Here is an 18,656-nt window from a genome sequence, read left to right as displayed (position 1 = left end):
TTATTAAGGAGAGGGGTTTGGGGGTGAGGTATTCTTACTTCAGTTTATCTAAAACTTTGAATGTTATATCTATTTCTTTATCGCCGTAAATGAGTGCATCGCTGGCTTTATCAAGCACCATATTATACTTTAATTCTTTAGCAAGATTTTCAATAGCTTTGGTGATCTTTTCTTTTACGGGTTTAAAGAGCTCAAGCTGAACGTCGTATAAATTTTTCTGAACGTTCTGTTTATAGATGGAAAGGTCCTGGTCGAGAGCCTGAACTTCTTCCTGCATCATTCCTAGCTCGCCTTCAAGAGCTTTTATCTGGTCAGCATTCAGCTTTCCTGCTTCTATCTGTTTCTGCGCATCTTCATATTTAGCTTTAAAAGCATCAGCTTTTGCTTTGATATCATTTTCTTTTACTGTGATAGTATCAACATACTGCTTCTGAAGCTCTTCGAGCTTCTTTTTTACATCCTGCGCTTCGGGCAGCTGAGCAATAATCACTTCGCTGTCAACAAAGGCAATCTTTACCTGGCTTGATGCTGATGCTGCCACAACAGCGATCATAAATAATGCTATTAAAATGTTTTTCAATTGTTTCTCCTTAAATATATATGTTAAATTTATTTTTCTTTTAAAAAAATGTACTGTCCGGCAGTTTTACTGCATGGCAGTTATGCTGCCTTGTAACTTAGAATCCCCTGCCGAACTGGAAGTGGAAGAGCCATGATGGGTCTTCATTATCAACTATCTTCCTGTCAAAGCCGTAGCCAAGATCAAAACCGATTATACCGACTGCGGGCAGCATAAGCCTTGCGCCAAATCCCACAGAACGCTTGAGATCAAAAATATCTGCTGCCTTGAACGATGACCACAGGTTGCCCGCTTCTGCGAATACCATTAAAAAGATCGGGATAGGATCCTGTGAAAGCGAATATCTGAGCTCAACACCGTATTTCATAAGAAAACGGCCGCCAACAGGTGAACGTACTGAATTTACGGGTCCGACTGTCCTGTCATCATATCCGCGAAGTGCAACTGTATTGTATGAAAGTCCGCTGCCGCCCATAAAGAAAAGCTCATTTGGCGGAACGTAGTTATCGCTTGAAAGGCTTGATATGCTTTCAATATCAAACAGTGAAGCAAGAACAAGCTTTCCGGAGTTATCGAGGCTCTTATAAGCTTCGCTTTTGAAGCCAAGCTTATAGAAATTTGTAGTACCTATTATATTCGCACCTGCTACTTCCGCAGAAAGCGAGATCTTTGAGCCGACAGACGGGAATATCGGACTATTGGTAGAATTCCTTGAAATAACCTGCCCTATACTAATCTGTGTCCTTAAGCCTGTTTCATAAATACCAGCACCGTTAATAACGTTTGTACGCTGGAACTTCAGGAACCAATCACCGCGGAAATAATCATCGGGGAAGCGGAAACGCCTACCGACATTAAGCGAAGCCCCGGTTTCCTGTATTTCGTAAGTATAGTTCTGTTTTGTATCGTATAGATCTATACCTGCAGAGGTTGGCGTATTGAACAGCCAGGGTTCCGTGAAACCAATACGGAAAGTACGGTAAGTACCTTCGGTACCGAAATCCCATTGCAGTGAAAGTATCTGACCGGCGCCGCCCGAAAACGGATCGAGAATATCGAAGTTATTGAATGTTAATCCAAGGCTGCCTGAAAAACCGAATGTTTGGCTGTAGCCAACAGAAGCGTTAAGCTGGTCAGATGAGCGTTCTTCAACCAGGTAAACCAGGTCAACAGTACTGTCATTTCTCTGAACAAAATCATAATTAAGCGCTTCAGGGTTGAAGTAATTCAGCTGTGAAAGCTGCTGCATACTTCTTATCATTGCAGTTTTGTTGAAGTACTGCCCGGGCAGTGTGAAAAGCTCTCTGCGGATAACTTTATCCTGGGTTTTGGAATTACCTGAAAACTCCACGAGGCCAATCCTGTACTGGCGGTTCTCGCTGATATTAATTTTTACATCAACATAATTGTTCTCTCTTACAGTTTCATCAACATCAGCGCTGAAGCCAAGGTATCCGTTATCGAGATACAATGAAGCAATATCAGACTGGCTTTCGTTGCCGCGAAGGTTCTGGTTGAATTTCATGTAGTTGTACACATCGCCGCGTTTCATATCAAGGCGTTCATACAAAGTGGAATCCTTGTAAACAGTATTACCGTCAAATGTGATGTTTCCCATTTTGTATTTCGGGCCTTCAGTCACTTTTATGGTAATATCAACATCTTCTTTATTGTTTTTGTAATCAAGCTTATCTTCAACAATTGTAGCATCTTTATAACCGTTCTGCCTGTAATAGTCGATAATAAATTCCTTATCTTTTTCATAATCAGCGCGGTTGAAGCGTGCTTTATCCCAGAACTTCCACCAAACGCGTTCGGAGGTTTCTTCCATCGCGCCGCGGAGATCGCCGGATGATACTTTGCTGTTGCCTGTAAAGCGGATATTGCGTACACTTATTTTAGAGCCTTCGTTTATCTTAACGCGAAGCTGCGCTTCGTTGTATGAGTTCACGAACTGGTCAACCTGCACAGTAGCAAGCGGGTAACCTTCGGTTTCATACAGCTTGGTGATGTTGTATTCTATATCTTTAATAGTCTGGGGTGTTATAACCTGCCCGGTTTCGAGGGGAATTTTATCTTTGAGGTCGTTATCGCTGAACTCATCATTTCCTGAAAATTTTATATTATCCAGCTTGGGAAGCTCTTTAACCTTAATGACAAGATATGCTCCATCGCCTACTTTTTTATCGACAAGGATCTCGACATCACTGAAAAGCTTCATGTTCCACAGGTTCATAATAGCAGCCTGCGTAGCTTCTGAGGGGATCATAATTTCATCACCCACTTTTAAACCGCTGTTGGATACGATTATCCTGGAATCATAAAATTTATTTCCGTCTGCGTTGATGGAAAGTATTTTATATGTTCTGGGACCTTCATCCTGGCTGAGGATGCTGAATTGAAGTGTGAATATGAGGGCAAAAAATAAAAAAAGAACTTTCTTTATATCTCTCATTAAGCTTTTTTCTTTGTTTGAATTTGTTTAGTAGTCATTCCGAACCTGCGCTCCCTGTTCTGGTATTCGCGTATAGCATCATAAAGCTGCTGCCTTCTGAATTCAGGCCAGAATGTTTTATCGAAATAGAATTCAGTATAAGCAGATTCCCATAGCAAAAAGTTACTTATTCTGTAATCGCCGCCTGTCCTTATAAGCAGGTCAGGATCGGGTATATCATTAGTTACAAGGTATGAAGAAAATGTTTTTTCGTCAATATCAGCTTTACTTAGTTTGCCTGATTTAACATCTGCAGTGATGTTTTTTACAGCATTTAAAATATCCCACCGGCCGCTGTAGCTTAAAGCTAAAACCAAAGTCATGGTCTTATTGTTCCTTGTTTTTTCAATAGCCTCGTTAAGCTCATTTAATACCTGTGGAGGCATAGATGACATATCGCCAATAGCCATAAGCCGCACATTATTTTCATGGAGCTTATCGGTTTCACTGCGAAGCGAGCGGATAAGGAGCTTCATTAATATAGCTACCTCGGTTTTGGGCCTGCGCCAGTTTTCAGTTGAAAATGTATATAAAGTCAAGTATTTAACGCCGATCTGTCCGCATGATTCTACAATATCACGTACTGAATGCACTCCCTGGCGGTGGCCGAAAGTTCGGGGCTGTTTTTTATCCTGAGCCCAGCGCCCGTTGCCATCCATAATTATAGCAATATGCTGCGGAATTTCACCGCGCTCTTTAAGCTGGTCCTGAACTTTTTTATCTGAACCGGTTGGTTCGTTAAAAGCCATTATAAATGATTAAATCCGGCTGAAAAGCCGTGCAATTTTCTGTTAGTAAACCAATAATTTAGCGTATAAACTGCAAAAATACAATTGAATAATTTATCTTGGCGGATTGGGGCTGCGGGTTAAAGGTAGCGGGTTGCGGATTGGTGTCCACGTTACAAATTGCAGGTTACAAGTTGCAGGTTACGAGTTTAAGTATTCGCGGAGTCTCACCGAAGGAGGACTCTGCGGGGACTTAAATAATTTATTCAGACCTCCACATGCAGTGGCAGTCCTTCGGCCTAAATCCCCTCCTTGTGAAGGAGGGTACTTAAAAACATCATCTCCCCCTTAACAAGGAGGAGTGGGCTTCAGCCCGAGGGGGGTCGTTTTGAAGGCAAACGGTTTGAAACCCCCCTCCAGCTCCCACGTGTCTTCGACAGTTCTACGACCTTACAGGGGGAGAGTGATTTCCTTTTAAGTCTTCGGGGAGTCTTTAAAAACGACCCCACACTACACTCCCTTAGAAACAAGTCTTTCAGCCCAAAGGGGTGCGTGAGACACTAGATTTAGTTTTTGTCATCCTGAACGAACGAAGTGAGTGAAGGATCCAGACGAAGATTTTAAATCGCCATAGTTGGTGTTTTATTTCTTAGAGATTCTTGGAATGTGTCTATTGAGGGTATTTTTTCTGATGGACGTCTGGATCCTTCGCTGCGCTCAGGATGACAAAATTAATTTATATATAAGATGAAGGTTGAAGTCCAGTGGATTATTTCTTTAAGACATATTGTTATGTGATAATTAAGCATGTTTTGCAGATGGACGTCTGGATCCTTCGCTGCGCTCAGGATGAAAAAAATAACTTATAGGTTAAGCGGAGATTGAAGCCGGGTTCAGGCAGGATGGATTTTATGCGGGATAGATGGTTACGGTAAATCCGGTTAGTTAAATTTTCCGCATTTAAAGAAATACTGTGCGTAAGCTTACCGCTTTGCAAGGTGTATTGCCCGAATGCCCCGAATATTATATAACCTGCAGTCCGTTCTTCAAAGTCATCAAGCCTTTGCTGGCTTGATGCATATTCAGAGCTTACGCCGAATGAAAAATTTCCTGTGTTGTAATTTAATTCGCTCTCCCCTTTCATTGGCGGAATCTGCGGCAGCGGTGTTGAAGTATTTTTGATCTGGCCGTAGGTGTAACAGAGCGATGAAGTAAACTCAAATTTCTTGCTGAGCTTAAGCTCAAGCTGTGCTTCGAATCCCGCGAGCAATGCATTTACACCTGTTGTTTGATAAACGGGAAGCAGTGTAGCAACATTTATCTTTCCTGTATTCCGGGGGATAATGTAGCCGTTAATATCATTATAAAAAGCTGTTAGCATTGCGTATTTTGTTTCATCCTTATAATAAATGAAAAGTTCTGTACCAAGCGCTGTTTCAGGCTCCAGTGCAGGATTGCCGATCTCATATGAATAAGCCGCAAGATGCGGACCATCGGAATACAACTCTTCAATTGTTGGCACACGGGAGGAGCGGCTGATGCTTACACCTGAATTAAGATATTTCGAAAAGCTGTAAATCCCCGAAAACGATACAGCGAAAGTATTAAATCTGCGTGCAAAAACTGAATCAAGATTGGCAAGCTGCGTCACCTGCTTAGGATCGATGTTGTTCCTGTCATATCTTGCGGCAAGCTCTATGCTTAATTTTTCAGAAGCGCGGAGCTCTTCGCTTAAATAAATTGCGGCATTAAAAGACTTAGTAGGCGGCGAAAAAACGAAGCCGCCGATATTGAAATCACGGTGATCAATTGATGCACCAAAGGTGCCGCGGGTGAATAACCCGGTTTTATTATGAATAAAGTTCAGGTAACCGTTATAGTTCAATATCCTGAACTCTGCGCCGATAATATCGGCGCGTTCATATTCAGTATGTTTGTAATATGTACGGGCAAGATCAAGATCAATATGATCGAGAAATTTTGATTCAACTTTATAATGAAGCTTAAAGCTGTACTGCCTTTTCAGCATTGAAATATCGACTCCGTTGGGATGCGCTCCGACAAAACCGCCTGGAATGCCGTAATCTGTCTGATATTCGCGGATTGAAATACCTGTGAATCCCCACGGTTTTACAAAGCTTATTCCCCCGGCAAGATTAATGGTTTTAATATCGGAATTTTTCAGTTTGCCTTCGAGAGTTTTAAGATCGCCTGTCCTTCTGTAACTACCTTCAAATCTTGCAGCGAAGCTTTTATAAGGCAGCTCCATTACACCTGAGCCTAAGTAACCGGAGTTTGATGTTTCACCGAATCCGCCCATCTTAAGATGAATTTGCGAGGGCACAAAGTGCGGTATTTCATACCTGATAACATTTATAACCCCGCCAATTGCAGAAGGTGTTTTCATCAGTATCTTGGGTCCGCGCTGAACTTCAATTCGTTCAATTGTGAACGGTTCAACAGTTACTGAGTGATCAGGTGAAGTTGCTGAAAGGTCAACGGTTTTTATGCCGTCTTCGGTGACCATGACTCTATCCCCGCTTAACCCCCTGTAAACAGGACGAGATGGTGCGGGTCCCATAGAGCGAATTGAAATTCCGGTTTGATTTTTAAGCGTAAGCGCAAGAGTTTGGCCAAGATCCCTCATAAGTTCTTTTTCTTTAAGCACTGCAGAAAGCTCCAGCAGGTTATCGTATTTTGAGCGCGGGTGGTCATCGGTAACTGTTATTACTTCAGTAGAAAATCCGAGCGGGAACATACGGAAATAAAATATATTGCCGCTGCCGGGTGAGATATTGATCTCAGTAGAAATGGTTTTAAATCCAGCAAGTGAAAGCTCGATTGAATAATTACCCGGTGATGAAACACTCAGGCTGAATTCACCTGAAGTATTTGTAAAAACGCTGCCGCTGATATTTTTCAGCTTTACCAGAACGTTGGAAAGCGGTTCATTATCTTCAGCATCAGTAATAAAACCATTTACAAGCAATGAATCACCAGCCTGTAAAATAGCATTTGCACCAAATAAATCAGATGCAGCAAAAAACATCATACCCCCTGCTGCCAGCAGCAGGAGGTATTTATGTAAAAGCCTTACATGCATTTAGTTTACCCTTACAGGAATATTTCTTGTTCCGTAAACCAGGTTTGCATCCCTGAAAAGCCTTATAGAGATTAGTGTATTTCCTGCAGCAATACCTTCTATCTTAAACGAGAACTCACCGGGCTTATTGGTAAAGTTTGCTATACCGGTTGGATTTGCATTGGCAGATAGTGTATAAGAATCACATGGCTGAAAGCGTTCACCATCTTTATCAAGCCAGTATATTTTTAGCCTGTTTGTTGATGAGCCTGCGTTTATAACTAGGGTATCACCTGTCTGAATTCCGGCAGAATCACGGGCAATTATAATATTGGATATTGTATCTATGATAACAAAGCCGGCAGGAGCAGGTATTTCACACGGGTCAACTTTAACGGGAACAAATGGGATGGTAAAATCAGAGTGCCCCTGATGCAGAATTTTGACCTGCATTGAAGTTGTATCAGTTGAAAGTGAAAGCCCTTTGAGATGAAATGCCCAGTCATTCGGGTTATCCATTACGGTTTCAATTACAGAGGCATCGCGTATAGTAAAGCCAAGAGTATGGCTGCCATCTGAGGGAGGAGTAATAACATTTCTGTTCTCATCCCAGAAAAAAACTTCCCAATGAGCTGATAGTATATTATAGGGAGCTTTAAGTGTATCACCTGCCCTTACAACTGCATTAAAAACTGAAAGCAGTGTATCAGATGTGCTGCCTTCCGACAAAATGAAGAGTCCTGCAGGTTCAAAATGTTCGCTTTGGGGAGTAGTAACATTATCTTCACCGCAGCCATTGATAATTAAAGCGGGTACAAATATAATAGAAAACAAAACCAATAAAGCAAATTGCTTTTTGATAAAGCGCATAGTAATACCTCTTATGAATAATTTTAGTTATTAAACATGAAAATACGGGGTAATACTATGCAGCGGGAGGTGCGCGTGATTTTAGATCCTGTAATGAATAATTATGATTTATCGGAGTGGAGAATAAACGGATAGTAAATTCAGCTTCAAATACCGGGGTGAATGGGCGGATGCATTCAACAACAACCTGATGAAGTGAATTATTAAAAATACATGCTTCGCATTTTGATTGCTTTGGGGTGCTTTCACAATGCTCATGGTGATGGAGGAATTCCGCCCCATTTATTGCAAAAAATGCAAAAATGAGAAGAATTGAAGCAGAGTATTTGCGGAATTTATTCAATGTGCTGCAATATTAATAAAGAATGAATTTTGTAACAAGTCAATTTATGCAATGGTTAGAACGGATGTTTGTGGCAGATAGTTTCTTTAAATGTTAACGGTATGATTAGAGGGTGGAAAAAAGAAAAAGGGACTTTTGAAGTCTGTTATTCAAGAATTGTGAAAAATTGTAGTCATGTATTGCTCAAGTTATCTTTGCAATTTGTTGCCTGGATCCTTCGCTGCGCTCAGGATGACAGAACTCACCCAAAGAAAAGGAAACAAGATGAACCGTAATTGTCTGAATTATTTTATCAATATCATTTTATTTGTCTGAGTGAATTCACCTGAGCTTAACCTGTAAAAATACACACCGCCCGAGTAGTTTGATGCATCCCAGTTGACAGAATATGTACCGGGAGTGAGGGATTGATTGACGAGAGTTGCGATTTTCTGACCAAGTGAGTTATATATATTTAACCCCACCCCCAGCCCCTCCCCAAAGGAGAGGGGAGTTTGAGGTATGCTGAATTTTATAATTGTAGATGGATTAAATGGGTTAGGGTAATTTTGTTGAAGTGAAAAATGTTTTGGTATTTCGCTGCTAATCTGGTTAACGGATATTACTCCTCCCGTTGTAGTTCTTATAAATGTACCTCGCGTTCCGCAGGCAAAGCCCAGTGTATCATTAAGGAAAAAAACAGATTCAACGGTAAAAATTCCGGGTAATGAATGATAGATCCAGTTTCCTCCGGCATTTGTGGTTTTATATATACCCGTTCCTCCGGCAGCATACCCTGTATTAACTGAGGGAAAATGGACTGACAGGATCTCATTAAACAGATCGCCTTTAAAAGCAAGTGACCAACTGTTTCCGCTATCTGTTGTTTTAAGAATTGAGCCGTAAAAATCGGTATCAGAGCCTGAAATATAACCGGTTGCCCCATTTACAAAAAACACTGACTCCCCTTTTATATTATTACTTTGACTGCTCCACACAGAACCGTTAGTAGTTTTGAAAATTTTAGTATTATTAATTCCGTATTCAACGGCGAAGCCGTTTTGTGATGAAGTAAACCAAACAGAGCGCATACCAAATCCGGATGACGAATGCTGGAGTACCCAGTCTAATCCCCCGTTTGTTGTACCATAAATATTACTCTGAGATGTTGCATAGTTTGCGCTCCATCCTGTAAGTTCATTTATAAAGAAAATTTCACTTACTGAGCCAAGCAAATTACCACCGGGAACAAGTACCCAGTTTATCCCGGCATTAGTGGTTTTATGAAGCCTGCCGCCGGCTGCAAAGCCGGTTTGAGAATTCAGAAAAAAAATATCCGCAACACCGGAGTTTGAAGGTTCGTAATTATTGAACCAATTTACTCCGCCATTAGTTGTTTTGAGGATCCTTGACCCGGGCGGTGTAAATGTCCATTTTTCAACCATAAAACCGATTTGCGCATTTACGAATACAACATCAACAAGATCATTTTGCGGATTTAGTTGAGTAACAATCCACCCTGACTGAGCGAAGCATTGGCTGCAAATAAACACATAAGCTATAAAAAAGTATTTTCGCATATATTTTACTTTATTAAAACCATTTTATTTGTTTGAGTAAAACCACCTGAGCTTAACCTGTAAAAATACATACCGCTTGGGAAGTTTGAAGCATCCCAAGTTGCAGAATATGTACCAGGAGTGAGCTGTTGGTTAACCAGGGTTGCGATTTCGCTTCCGGAAATATTGTAAACCTTTAAAGATACGACCCTGCGGGTAGTCTCTACAGACGGAATGCTGAAATTTATTGTTGTTGAAGGGTTGAAGGGGTTTGGATAGTTTTGAGAAAGGGAAAAAATTACTGGAATATCAGATGTAATCGATTGAACAAGTGTTACTCCACCATTTGTAGTTTTTATTATCACACCGCCATCACCGCATATATAGGCATTGAGTTCATCTATAATATCGGCAGACCTGAAGATAGTATTTAATCCGGTTTGTGACTGATGCCAAACTAACCCTGAATCGATGGTTTTAAGTACATATCCCTGGTGGCCGGCAGCAAAACCGAATGCACCTGCCATATCAATGCTGTTAAGCGCTGATGGAAATATCTGCGTTGTCCAGTTAACGCCGCTGTTAACTGAACGGGATATTCCGCCTGTTCCATCCCAAACATTGGAAACACAAAGTACGTTATTTGAATTTAAAAAGATCACATCCCGCAGATTGCCTTCATTGCTGTTGAGATAAAATGTCGAGTAGCTCCAGTTCACTCCCCCGTTCGTGGTTCTTGCGACGAGCGGCTGAAAAATGGCATTCACGCCGCATGCAATTGCAATTGATGCGGAAAGTGAATTTATACCGTAATAATTCGTTGAGAAAAATCCGCCGGATGCGACCACCCAGTTTAACCCGCCGTTTGTTGTATATAGCAAAGTTCCTTCTGAGCCAGAGCAGAAATTCCCGCTGACCGAAAGAAGGTTATCAGTTACGTTACTTTGCGCAGTAAGCCAGCTACTGCCGCCAGTGGAGGTATAGATAATTTTGCCGTTATTGGCGCAGGCATAACCAGTTTGCGGTGTAAGGAAATAAACGGAATTAATATTTTCAGAAATTCCGGTGACCTGTGAAACCCAGTTCAGTCCCCCGTTAGTGGTTTTGAGCATAGTGCCGGAAGCACCGCTTACATACCCGGTACTGATATTGATGAAAAAAACCGACTTAAGATCAGCAGAAGTATTTGAGCCAAGCTGAATCCATTGAGAGTGTAAAACGGAGCAAACTGCCAGGAATAAAACGGCAATTATTCTATTCATTGTTATGTTTTATTTCCTGTAATTTACTAAAATATTTCTGAAAATAAAAAATCCCGCTGATTAGAACGGGATTCATAATTTAAAAAGATATATTTTATTAATTCTTCGGACCGTTTTTATATTTATCCGGGTCGCTTTCGAATTTCTTTACGCATGATTTGCAGCAAAGGTAATACTTGGTGCCTTCATGCATTACAAATACATCTTTAACAACTGCCTCACCCATAACCGGGCATGTCATTTCTTCTTTGATGTAATTCATAGGTTCTTTCTTGAATTTAGCAACGCACCCTTCGCAGCAGAAAGTATAATCTTTACCATAATAGCTTACTTTAACTCCCTGGCCTTCGCCGATAGCTTCACCTGAAACCGGGCATGTCATGCCTGAAGAAACTGTGGAATCACCGCCGGCATTGCCGTGTTTATCGCAGCACTGGCCATCTTTATTTTCATTTGATGACTTCATATCGCCGCAATGGCTTGAAGATTTATCTTTGCAGCATTCTTTTTCCTGGCTGTAAGTATTTGAAACAGTAAGAGCAAATAATACAACAAATATTGATGCTAAAAATAATTTGGTTTTCATTTTTTATATTCTGATTAATTTAGATATTCGGTTATTTCAAAAAAAGTTGCGCTTGAAATAAATATTATCTAAATCCGTATGGCTAGATTAGTGAGATAAGTATCGGTTTGATATTTTTGCGGGGGTGAATAAAATATAATTTTGTTGCTGTGAATAACATTCAATATTTCCGCATTTGAAGCTGAAGTGTTCAGCAGAACTTTTTGGTTTGAGAACTGTCCTGAATTCTTGAGATCGTTATAAAGATCAGCCGCAGGCGGAGCCTGTTTTACAGAGCAGCCGCAATGTGATGTAATACGTTCATTAAGAGTGATCTTCAGATTTTTAGCGCAGCATTTTTTAACAGTGTGGGTAACATGGCAGCATTCATCGCTTGTATTAAGTGCTGAACAATGAACAAAAGATGAAAAATTAAGTGTAAAAACGGAAAATGCCGTTAACACAGAAAGAATTAATTTTGTAATATTTTTCAATAATTTACCCATACTTATACAACAAATATAACGATTTTATATGTTTAAAGTTCCGTAAAAAGTGCAGTGTTTTATTCTTTATAATGTCACCCCTTCGGGGTTCGGGTTTTAAGTTATTTAGATTATTACAATAATTTCACCGCTTCGCGGTTATGGTAAAATGATATTTTATTACAATAATCCCACTGCTTCGCGGTTATGGTAAAATGATATTTTATTACTATAATCCCACTGCTTCGCGGTTATGGTAAAATGATATTTTATTACTATAATCCCACTGCTTCGCGGTTATGGTAAAATGATATTTTATTACAATAATTTCACTGCTTCGCGGTTATGGTAAAATGATATTTTATTACAATAATCCCACTGCTTCGTGGTTATGGTAAAATGATAATTTATGTATTACAATAATGCCACCGCTTCGCGGTTTTTAAAAGCAAAAGTACAAAGAATTAATAAAATCAAAAATTTCTCTAATTGATAAAATTAATCCCGAAGGGATGTAATGATTGTAGCTTTGATTATAAAATTTATTTACAACCCCGAAGGGGTGACACTATTCATTCATACCATTCAAATAAATATTTTTTATCGTATTCAACTTCGAACTTTTTCAGTAAATCTGTATATTCTTCCTTAAATGATTTTTTCTTATGATGTTTTTCCTGGTTCAGAATATAATTATATACTTTTTCAATTTGAGACCTTGAATATGTGAAAGCACCATACCCCGCCTGCCAATTAAACTTACCATTAACCATATGATTATCATTTATGAAGTTTGATGAGTTATTTTTCATTTCACGTACAAGATCTGAAATCGCCAATACCGGTTTTAATCCTACGAATGCATGGATATGATCCGCCATTCCGTTTACTATAATTGATTTACACCCTTTCCCTGATATAATTCCGGATAAATAACGATTAATTTCTTCCTTATGTTCTTTTGAAATAAGATTTTGTCTGCCCTGTACAGAGAAAACAATTTGGACATAAAGCTGTGTATAAGTTCCTGCCATATTTAATTTATATAATATCACCCCTTCGGGGTTTTGATTTATAGTGTATTGTTAATTACAATAATATCACCGCTTCGCGGTTTGGTTTATGGACGATTGATTATGACAATAATTATATAACCGCTTTGAAATTAAAAAAGATAATCTAAAATTATTTAATCAAAACCATTTTGTTTGTTGCTGTAAACTCTCCCGAAGTAAGTCTGTATAAATACACACCGCTTGGATGGTTTGTAGCATTCCAGTTGGCAGAATATGTACCCGGGGCGAGTTGTTGGTTAACGAGAGTTGCGACTTTCCGGCCGAGTAAATCATACACAGAAAGGAATGTATGTACCACAGATGAAGTGGCTGGAATATTAAAACGAATAGTTGTTGATGGGTTGAAAGGGTTGGGGTAGTTCTGGAATAAATGAAAATATTTCGGAATTTCACCAGTTATATTTGTAATACCAACAAAAGCTCCTCCTCCATCAGTTGTTTTCAGAATTAATCCATTTCCCCCTACTGCAAAACCTGTGTTATTATTTAGCATGTACAAACCACTTAAAACAATTGAGACCCCACTGACTTGCAAATTCCAAGTTAATCCTCCGTTGAGTGTTTTTTTAATTGTCCCACTGCTACCTATTACATAACCTGTATCTGTTGAAGTTAAATTTATCATGTAAATTGTTCCAACAAATCCTGAATTTTGCTGAGACCAGTTAAAACCGGAATTAGTTGTTTTCAAAATTAATCCGTTAGCTCCTGCTACATAACCAGTATTTGAATTCAGAAAATCAATTGTATAAAACTGTTCACCTTGAATAGTTCTGACAATTTGCCAATTAGTACCTGAATTTGTTGATTTATAAATAGTCCCAGAGTCACTTGCAAGGAACCCTTCATTTTGTGTAACAAATTCAACGGACTCCAAATCAAACTGAGAATTTGTATTTAAAGCTAACCAATTAATCCCGGCATTTGTAGTTTTAATTAATTTTCCGTTATAACCAGATGAATAGCCTGTTGAAGTGTTGATAAAACTAAAACATCTAAATGCGGCAGTTGAATCAGTATAACTCAATACCCAGTTTAGTCCGCTATCGGTTGTTTTCAAAATCTGGCCATAATTACTTGATACAAAACCAACACTTGAAGAAATAAAATATATTGCTTCAAAAGATGAAATTGCCGGAAAATTTTGGATTGTCCAATTAATTCCGGAATTCGTAGTTTTTAAAATAACTGAAGGAAAACCGCCACAGGCAAAACCGGTGTTTAAATCAACAAAATGAGTATTGTACAATAAACTGTTAATTCCAGTATATTGCTGGACCCAGCCAGATTGAGTGAATACATGATTATTTAAATTAAATGAAAATATCAAAAGGAATATAGTAATTAGTCTCATTTTTCATTTAGGAAATTTTTAAATTTATGGCTTTAGTAAACATTATAACTTCACCCCATTGGGGTTGAATTTAATTTGCATAAAAATAGACTGCTTTACCATTGGTGCCGTCATTAATTTCACCATAGAAGGTTTCATCCATTTTCACTTCCTGCTTATCAATCGTAAGATACCTTGCAGTAATTTCCACTTTGTTATCTTCATAAATGCGGAGCTTAACATAGTTGTTAAGATAGCCTCCGAAACCTTTAAGATATATCATAACTGTTTCAGAGGTTGAAATAAAAGCTATATTCTTGCCTATGACACCGGCCGCAAAATATTCATACGGCATGATATCCATACCGCCAACAGCATCGGGGGCTTTGAGCGTATCACCTTCTGAAACAAGCAAACAATCCTTATAATGAATTACAGCATTTACCCTGTAACCTGATTTAAGCGCATCAAAGATCTGGATAAAATTTGTTAATTGTTTGGGTTCAGCATTTACAGCAGAAATAAAGATCAGCGATAAAACTAATAATTTAGAGAAATTTTGCATATAATTTCAGAATTTAATGAGAGAATGTTTCTAAATTGCAATAAGATTTCAGTAAATGCAAGTGAACAAACTATTTGATTTAACGGGAGGAAATAGTATTTTTGTTCAATTGAAAATTAATAAATTAAAATAATAATATTATGGCAGACTTAAACCAGCAGCTTGACGCTGTAAAATCAAAAGAGAATTTTTTAGAAAAGATAACCAGGATAATACCGGGATATGACGGTTATGTAAACAGGGATAATTCCCGTGAACTTGATACAATATTAAGGAATACCCTGGCGCAGAGGCTTGATGCAAACCAGGTAAAGCTGAAAAATGTGACGATCAACCTTTCACAACGCGGCAAGCTGTTCGAATCAGATGGTATTGATAAACTCGATAAAAAGCTGCAACTTTGCACGGGCAAGTTCAAAGCAGCCGCCAGAGGCTACAGCGGAGCATTTGATGTTGTAAAGGTAAAAGAAGATAAGCTAAACCAGCTATACCAGTTTGATGCCGGCCTGCTTAACAACGTGGATGTAATTTCAGCAGCATGCACTGATATGGAGAACAATTCAAAAGCCAATGTTGATATAAAGGCAGATATGGAAAAGACCAGCCTGCTTTTAGATGAGCTTGTAAAAATGTTTGACCAGCGCGAGCAGATATTGAATACTGTATAAAGCTACAATTTAAATTCAAACTTTTAAAGGTATTGCATTATAACGGCAATACCTTTTTTTATGTATAAATTCCATTACTACCGCATATCAATAAAAATATTAGTCAAAATCATTAGAAATCGATAATATAATATCATTTTATATACAGAATAAATTTATTATAATATCAGAAGTAAGTATTTATATTTCCAAAATTTTAAGATTAAATTTGTTCAGAGCAGCAGGAAATATTGCAAGGAAGATCAAATCTACTCCGCTATTTCGTGAAAATTCAAAGATAGTGGACAATATTCTGATCTTACTATTTGTGTCATTTTTTGTGGTCGGAGCTGATCTTACCAAGGAAATGGCGAAGGGCGAATTCATCTTCTTTGCCTGCATACTTACAGAAACCCAGACAATTGATTTTAACGAGATCATTGATTCATTAAAAATTGATCCGCCGGTTATCGGCTTGATCTGTATTTTAAACTTTATTCCTCCAAAGAGTGACGTCTCGGAAATATACCGCGGAAGAGCTCCACCGGCTAAACCCTCATTTTCATAATTTCACAGCTTAAAATTGCTTCAGGTTATCTGAATAAAATCGTTCTTTTTTAAAGGGCGCTTGAATACATTGTTATGATCTGCATCCTCCGTTTGGTCATAATGATTCAGTGTGCTTTTTATAGCGGTTATTTTATAAGATTGCCTGCAGCAAAGATTTTAGCTATATTTCATTTGTGATAAGAAGAAGGCAGGTATTGACCGATTTTCGCCGGTAAAGGCGTTATGGATATTATCTCACCCTGCCTTCAGAATATTTATTTATAGAATGAAAAAAATAAAAATTAATACAGGAGCATATAATGTTCATAAATTATAGGTTTCTTGTTCTGCTATGCCTGTTAGGAATTTATACATCAACGTTGTATTCACAGGATGACCCTGTTGATTCACTTGAATACAAAACAGATGAGATAATTATAACCGGAACAAGAGTAGAGCAAAAAATCATAGATATACCATACCCGGTTATGAGAATAAACCAGACAAACTGGATAACCAGCAGGAAGGTTGGCGTTCAGGATATACTTCAAACTATCCCAGGTTTATTTCTACAACCAAGATATGGAAATCACGACACCAGAATAACTATCCGCGGATACGGCAGCCGTTCAAATACAGGTATCAGAGGCGTAAGGATACTGCTTGACGGGATCCCGGAATCAGAACCTGACGGACAGACCAGGATAGAGGCTATTGATTTCGATGCAATAGGAAGGATCGAGCTGGTAAGGGGTTATTCATCATCATTGTATACAAACGCACCCGGTGGTGTAATAAACTTTCTTACTGATAAATACTTCCCGGTTTCATTTTTCCAGCTTAACAATGAATTCGGCTCATATGATCTCCGCAAGAACGGGTTCAAGATGGGAATAAATTCAAAAAACTCAAGATTCATGTCCTCGTACAGCTACCAGAACTATGCAGGTTACAGGCAGCACAGCCAGGAATACCAGCACAGGCTGAACAGTCTGTTCGAGGCAGATTTCGCACCGAACTCAAAACTTTCTGTTTACGGTTATTACGTCAACGGACTTATAAAGCTGCCGGGAGCTTTAACGCTTGAGCAGTATAATACAAATGATACCGCTGCCAATATAAGATCCCTTAATCGTGACGAGAAAAGATATTCCAGGAAAGGCAGAGTTGGAGTTACACTACTTACAAGCCTTGAAAAAGGTAACATGAAACATACCTTTGAAGCCACCGGTTACGGAACTATCAAAATATTTGACAGGGTCGCAAGAACATACCGGCTTTTCACCAGAAACGGTATCGGGGGTTCATTCAGGTATGTTAACAAATACACATTTGGCGGCAAGCTTAAATCCAATCAGCGGACAAATGAATTCACAATCGGAACTGACCTGTTCTACCAGGATGGACCGATACGCGAATTCACTAACGCCGGCGGAGTTAAAGGAGATGACCTAATTGGTGTATCAAATGAAGTGATTGCAAATGTTGGAGCTTACGCTTTAGACCAGTTTGAGCTCATTCCGCAAAAGCTATCATTGCTTGTAAGCGGCAGGTATGACAGGGTTATTTACGATTTCCAGGATGAGCTTGCGGGCTTCCGTGATACGACTAGGATCTTCGCAGAGTTCACACCAAAGGCAGCACTGAACTTTAAGCTGACACCGCATATTGCGCTGTACACATCATTTGGCTTAGGGTTCGATTCCCCTGCCGGAAATGAGCTGGATAACTATGTATATTCATCTGATAACGGACAGCATACCATTAACCCTGACCTTAAGCCTCAGAAATCAACCAGCTTTGAGGCAGGTATAAAGGGAGAAATAGCTAGCTTTAAGAAGAAATATTTCAAGAACACATTTTTTGAACTATCATTCTACAACACAAAGATAGAAGATGTAATCGTTCCATTTGTTGTTGACGGCGATGTTTATTTCAGGAATGCGGCTGTATCAAAAAGAACAGGTATTGAAGTAGGAGTAAATTCAGAGGTAGTAAAAGGGCTGACATTAAAAGGCGCATTTACATACCAGGATTTCAAATACGATAAATACGAAGCCGGAACAATAGATTCAACCGGTACATTAACTAACGTAGATTACAGTGGGAACTTCGAACCTTCGAACCCGAAGATGTTTCTTTCAGGCGATATAATGTACCAGCATACTTTCGCAAAAAAATATACTGTGTATGTTAAATCGAACTTCCAGCATGTAGGTGAAATGTTCGTTAATGACGCAAATGTTGACAGTCTGAAAACTGCATCATATTCACTTATCAATGCACAGATCGGCTTTGATCTGAACTTTGATAAATTCAGGCTTGTAGCATACGGCGGTTTGAATAATATTGCCGATAAAAAGTACGTAGCATTTATCAATATCAATTCAGATGCAAACAAAGATTATTACGAGTCAGGTCCGGGGAGAAACTTCTTTGGCGGCTTGACACTGGCATATATGTTCAGGTAGTAATCATATTTACATTATCACATAAGGCAGGGTCTTTTGAGCTGAAAAAAAAATCAGCGGGAAAATCA

Annotated in this window: 15 protein-coding genes; 3 read left to right on the top strand and 12 right to left on the bottom strand. The window is 39.0% G+C overall.

Features of this window, described 5'->3' with window-relative positions:
• Positions 1–34: 34 nt before the first annotated feature.
• The 12 genes from J0M37_09345 to J0M37_09290 form a co-directional block, all read right to left on the bottom strand.
• The gene (locus tag J0M37_09345; protein MBN8585289.1) at positions 35–580 is read right to left on the bottom strand and encodes an OmpH family outer membrane protein; all 546 of its coding nucleotides are present in this window, start codon (positions 578–580) and stop codon (positions 35–37) included.
• Positions 581–677: 97 nt separating this feature from the next.
• Complete coding sequence (bamA, locus tag J0M37_09340) at positions 678–3,035, bottom strand: outer membrane protein assembly factor BamA (GenBank protein ID MBN8585288.1); 2,358 nt, start codon at positions 3,033–3,035, stop codon at positions 678–680.
• A complete protein-coding gene (locus J0M37_09335) occupies positions 3,035–3,823 on the bottom strand; it encodes an isoprenyl transferase (GenBank protein ID MBN8585287.1) in 789 nt (262 codons plus the stop codon). Before J0M37_09335 ends, bamA begins: the two co-directional genes overlap by 1 nt.
• Before the next feature lie 823 nt (positions 3,824–4,646).
• The gene (locus J0M37_09330) at positions 4,647–6,905 is read right to left on the bottom strand and encodes a TonB-dependent receptor (GenBank protein MBN8585286.1); all 2,259 of its coding nucleotides are present in this window, start codon (positions 6,903–6,905) and stop codon (positions 4,647–4,649) included.
• Positions 6,906–7,754 carry a hypothetical protein gene (locus tag J0M37_09325; GenBank protein MBN8585285.1) on the bottom strand — a complete coding sequence of 283 codons (849 nt, stop codon included), beginning with the start codon at positions 7,752–7,754 and terminating at the stop codon, positions 6,906–6,908.
• Between the two features lie 627 nt (positions 7,755–8,381).
• Positions 8,382–9,656 carry a T9SS type A sorting domain-containing protein gene (locus J0M37_09320; protein ID MBN8585284.1) on the bottom strand — a complete coding sequence of 425 codons (1,275 nt, stop codon included), beginning with the start codon at positions 9,654–9,656 and terminating at the stop codon, positions 8,382–8,384.
• A 5-nt stretch (positions 9,657–9,661) separates the two neighbouring features.
• Entirely contained in the window at positions 9,662–10,897 is a 1,236-nt protein-coding gene (locus tag J0M37_09315; protein MBN8585283.1) for a T9SS type A sorting domain-containing protein, read from the bottom strand.
• A gap of 97 nt (positions 10,898–10,994) precedes the next feature.
• Positions 10,995–11,483, bottom strand: a complete 489-nt coding sequence (locus J0M37_09310) for a YHS domain-containing protein (GenBank protein MBN8585282.1) — start codon at positions 11,481–11,483, stop codon at positions 10,995–10,997.
• A gap of 68 nt (positions 11,484–11,551) precedes the next feature.
• A complete protein-coding gene (locus tag J0M37_09305) occupies positions 11,552–11,956 on the bottom strand; it encodes a hypothetical protein (GenBank protein MBN8585281.1) in 405 nt (134 codons plus the stop codon).
• A gap of 563 nt (positions 11,957–12,519) precedes the next feature.
• On the bottom strand, positions 12,520–12,981 hold the full coding sequence (gene tnpA / locus J0M37_09300) for an IS200/IS605 family transposase (GenBank protein ID MBN8585280.1): 462 nt from the start codon (positions 12,979–12,981) through the stop codon (positions 12,520–12,522).
• A gap of 151 nt (positions 12,982–13,132) precedes the next feature.
• A complete protein-coding gene (locus tag J0M37_09295) occupies positions 13,133–14,377 on the bottom strand; it encodes a T9SS type A sorting domain-containing protein (protein ID MBN8585279.1) in 1,245 nt (414 codons plus the stop codon).
• Positions 14,378–14,447: 70 nt separating this feature from the next.
• Complete coding sequence (locus J0M37_09290) at positions 14,448–14,921, bottom strand: hypothetical protein (GenBank protein MBN8585278.1); 474 nt, start codon at positions 14,919–14,921, stop codon at positions 14,448–14,450.
• Between the two features lie 140 nt (positions 14,922–15,061).
• Between J0M37_09290 and J0M37_09285 the strand changes: the two genes are divergently transcribed.
• From J0M37_09285 to J0M37_09275, 3 genes are all read left to right on the top strand, one after another.
• Positions 15,062–15,589 (top strand): hypothetical protein, encoded by a 528-nt coding sequence (locus J0M37_09285; GenBank protein MBN8585277.1) that lies wholly within the window; start codon positions 15,062–15,064, stop codon positions 15,587–15,589.
• Between the two features lie 208 nt (positions 15,590–15,797).
• Complete coding sequence (locus J0M37_09280) at positions 15,798–16,136, top strand: hypothetical protein (protein MBN8585276.1); 339 nt, start codon at positions 15,798–15,800, stop codon at positions 16,134–16,136.
• A gap of 301 nt (positions 16,137–16,437) precedes the next feature.
• A complete protein-coding gene (locus J0M37_09275; protein MBN8585275.1) occupies positions 16,438–18,588 on the top strand; it encodes a TonB-dependent receptor in 2,151 nt (716 codons plus the stop codon).
• Positions 18,589–18,656: the final 68 nt, after the last annotated feature.

The organism is Ignavibacteria bacterium (genome assembly GCA_017303675.1).
Lineage (GTDB): Bacteria > Bacteroidota > Ignavibacteria > Tepidaquicellales > OLB5 > OLB5.
This window is presented reverse-complemented; position numbering and strand designations above follow the sequence as displayed.

Bases quoted from the DNA above. Each gene is read 5' to 3' on its own strand.
- J0M37_09315 (MBN8585283.1), bottom strand. From the start codon at position 10,897: ATGAATAGAATAATTGCCGTTTTATTCCTGGCAGTTTGCTCCGTTTTA.
- J0M37_09290 (MBN8585278.1), bottom strand. From the start codon at position 14,921: ATGCAAAATTTCTCTAAATTATTAGTTTTATCGCTGATCTTTATTTCT.
- J0M37_09275 (MBN8585275.1), top strand. From the start codon at position 16,438: ATGTTCATAAATTATAGGTTTCTTGTTCTGCTATGCCTGTTAGGAATT.
- bamA (MBN8585288.1), bottom strand. From the start codon at position 3,035: ATGAGAGATATAAAGAAAGTTCTTTTTTTATTTTTTGCCCTCATATTC.
- J0M37_09325 (MBN8585285.1), bottom strand. From the start codon at position 7,754: ATGCGCTTTATCAAAAAGCAATTTGCTTTATTGGTTTTGTTTTCTATT.
- J0M37_09335 (MBN8585287.1), bottom strand. From the start codon at position 3,823: ATGGCTTTTAACGAACCAACCGGTTCAGATAAAAAAGTTCAGGACCAG.
- J0M37_09310 (MBN8585282.1), bottom strand. From the start codon at position 11,483: ATGAAAACCAAATTATTTTTAGCATCAATATTTGTTGTATTATTTGCT.
- J0M37_09330 (MBN8585286.1), bottom strand. From the start codon at position 6,905: ATGCATGTAAGGCTTTTACATAAATACCTCCTGCTGCTGGCAGCAGGG.
- tnpA (MBN8585280.1), bottom strand. From the start codon at position 12,981: ATGGCAGGAACTTATACACAGCTTTATGTCCAAATTGTTTTCTCTGTA.
- J0M37_09320 (MBN8585284.1), bottom strand. From the start codon at position 9,656: ATGCGAAAATACTTTTTTATAGCTTATGTGTTTATTTGCAGCCAATGC.
- J0M37_09285 (MBN8585277.1), top strand. From the start codon at position 15,062: ATGGCAGACTTAAACCAGCAGCTTGACGCTGTAAAATCAAAAGAGAAT.
- J0M37_09295 (MBN8585279.1), bottom strand. From the start codon at position 14,377: ATGAGACTAATTACTATATTCCTTTTGATATTTTCATTTAATTTAAAT.